Source organism: Sphingobium sp. (assembly GCF_035511395.1).
GTDB lineage: Bacteria > Pseudomonadota > Alphaproteobacteria > Sphingomonadales > Sphingomonadaceae > Sphingobium.
On sequence record NZ_DATKFP010000007.1, the window covers coordinates 1 to 2574 of the forward strand.

Below are 2574 nucleotides of genomic sequence, written 5' to 3' on the forward strand. Positions count from 1 at the left end.
ATCTGATGGAAAAAATGGGCGTGGAGGGCGTTTTCCCACGCACGGCTACGGTCAACAACATGGAATCGATCGCGATGATGATCAATTCCGACACTTATCTCGGCTTCCTGCCGAAGACCTATGTGGAGACGCTTTGGTGTCGCGACCGGTTTCGGGTGATCGCACCGGAAACCTTTAACTTCAGTAGCCGGATAAGCGCCATTACGCGCAGCGGAACTCCGCCGCCTTTGACGCGCGCCTTCGTCGATCGGCTTTCCCCTGCGGCGGCGGTTGCCGCCGAATAGAGATGCAGGTTGTGGCGGGGCAAACCCGTCACGTTCCTGAAAGCGCAACCAAGCTTGCCGCGTTCGGCATTCATGCGCGATGGGCCAGGCGGAACGATAGGTTCATGTCAGAGCAAGCCATCGAGTCCCCGGTTCGGATATCAGCGTTGAACGCGACCATCGTCGATCAGGCGCAGCCTACACGCTACGCCTGGTTCGTTCTCATCCTGCTGATGCTGACCTACAGTTTCAGTTGGATGGATCGCTTTCTGCTGGTGATCCTGATCGATCCGATCAGCAAGGATCTCAACGTCTCCGACACGCAGATCGGTCTGCTGACGGGGTTCGGTGCGTCGCTGCTCTATTCGTTTTCGGGCTTTCCGATTGCACGCATGGCGGACCGGAGATCGCGTTCGACGATCATCGCCAGCGTGCTCGGTATCTGGAGCGGATTGACGACGGTTACCGCGATGGTCGGCTCTTTCTTCGGTCTCGCGGTGATGCGTTTCGGTATTGCTGTCGCCTCGGCGGGCTGCTCTCCGGCGGCCTATTCTCTGATTTCCGATTATTTCCCCGTGCATCGGCGTGGCACGGCGATCGCCATCTACTCGCTGGGTATTTCGATAGGGACCTGGGCCGGACTCTCGCTCGGCGGTTTCGCTGCGGATACACTTGGCTGGCGTAATGCCTTTCTTGTGCTTGGGTTTCCCGGCCTCGCATTCGCCGCTTTTATGATTTTCGCGGTGAAGGACCCCGTGCGCGGTCGTTTCGACGGCAATACCGAAGAGGCGCATCGTCATTATTCGATGGCGGACGCCGTCGGCTTCGTGCTGCGCCATCGCGGTTTCATGGGCATTGCCTTCGGTTTCGCCTTTATCTCCTGTGCGACCTCCGCCTTCGAGAACTGGGTTCCCACCTATCTGATCCGTGCGCACGGGCTGAGCGCCACCGAGGTTGGCTCGGTAAGCGGGCTGGCCCAGGGGCTTATGGGAATCTTCGGCGCTCTGGCTTTCGGTCTGTTGGCCGACCGTCTCGCCCGTCGCGACAAGCGCTGGTATTTGTGGATTCCGCTGATCTGTGCCGGCATTGCAGGCCCCTTGATCGTGCTGTTCTTTCAGCTTCCCAAGAGCTTGTCTTATGCCAGCTATTTCCTGATCGAATTATGTGTCTCGGGCTATTCGGCGCCGCTCTTCGCGGCGAGCCAGATGCTCCTGCCGCCGCGCCTGCGGGCCTTCGGCATGGCGACGATACTCTTCGTCCTCAACGTGATCGGGCAGGGCATGGGGTCCTTTCTGACCGGATTTGCCAGCGATCTGATCGGGGGCACCGGCGGCGCCAGAGGATTGGGACCTGCGATCATGCTGATGCAAACCGTTGGGCTGCTGGGAGCGGCTGCGCTCCTTTACGCCAGCAGGACATTCAGGAGGCTCTGACGAAAGGATGACGTTGCCGGCGACATTGTCCCGTTCGGACCGGCTGATCGTCGAGTCGCTCGAATTCCTGCGCCAGCTCTTCTCGGTCCGCGCCGCGATGTTTTATTGGATCGAGGACGATCTCGACACGGTGAACGGTCCCATGCTCGGCCTGCCACCCGGGTTGACCGATCGCTATCGCAAGGAGATGCGATGGCATGATCCGTTGCTGGCGTCGCGGCTCGTAAACGACGGACAGACCATCGCCGATCTGCAGCGCGAAGCTTGCAGGGTTCCGGATGCGTCGCGGCGGGATTACATGTCGTTCCTGGGCGCATATCGCGTGAAGGACAATCTCGATTTTGTCTTCTGGACAGGCGAGGCGGACCGCCGCCACGCCTTTGCGGGGGCAAGTCTGCTGAGGATGGACGACGATCCGCCGTTCCCCGACGATCAGGAAAAGCTTCAGGCAATCCATCGCTATGTGGCGTTCGGCCTTGAAGTCCATGACAAGTTGCGCCGTGAAAGGCGGCAGGGAGCCTTGCGCGGTCGAATGGGTCTGACCGCACGCGAATGCAGTATTTGCGAACTTGTAGCCGTAGGGGCGACCAATCGCGATATTGCCGATGACCTCGGCCTCACTGTGGCGACCGTGAAGACCTACCTGCGCGCCATATTCGACAAAACGGGCGTGGACACGCGCACAGCCCTTGCCGCGCGGATTGCCGAGATCGCCTGATCAATCGTCAATATCGGTTAGAAAGTCCGAGACAGCTTCATTGCCGCCGCTGGCGCTTTGCTGCAGCAGGGAAATGTCGATCGGCGGCACCGTTGCGGGATCGCGCACGGTCACCAGCGGGTCTTCGAAATTCCCGACATATCCCATGCCGAGGCAACCC

Annotated in this window: 3 protein-coding genes; all 3 read left to right on the top strand. The window is 60.0% G+C overall.

Annotated features, from left to right (window positions below):
• The coding region (locus VMR39_RS00365) for a LysR substrate-binding domain-containing protein (RefSeq protein WP_325413263.1) at nucleotides 1–284 on the top strand (284 nt) is incomplete at its 5' end.
• 2 nt (nucleotides 285–286) lie between these two features.
• Nucleotides 287–1696, top strand: a complete 1410-nt coding sequence (locus VMR39_RS00370; RefSeq protein WP_325413265.1) for an MFS transporter — start codon at nucleotides 287–289, stop codon at nucleotides 1694–1696.
• A gap of 7 nt (nucleotides 1697–1703) precedes the next feature.
• The gene (locus tag VMR39_RS00375; protein WP_325413267.1) at nucleotides 1704–2414 is read left to right on the top strand and encodes a helix-turn-helix transcriptional regulator; all 711 of its coding nucleotides are present in this window, start codon (nucleotides 1704–1706) and stop codon (nucleotides 2412–2414) included.
• The last annotated feature ends 160 nt before the right edge of the window (nucleotides 2415–2574 follow it).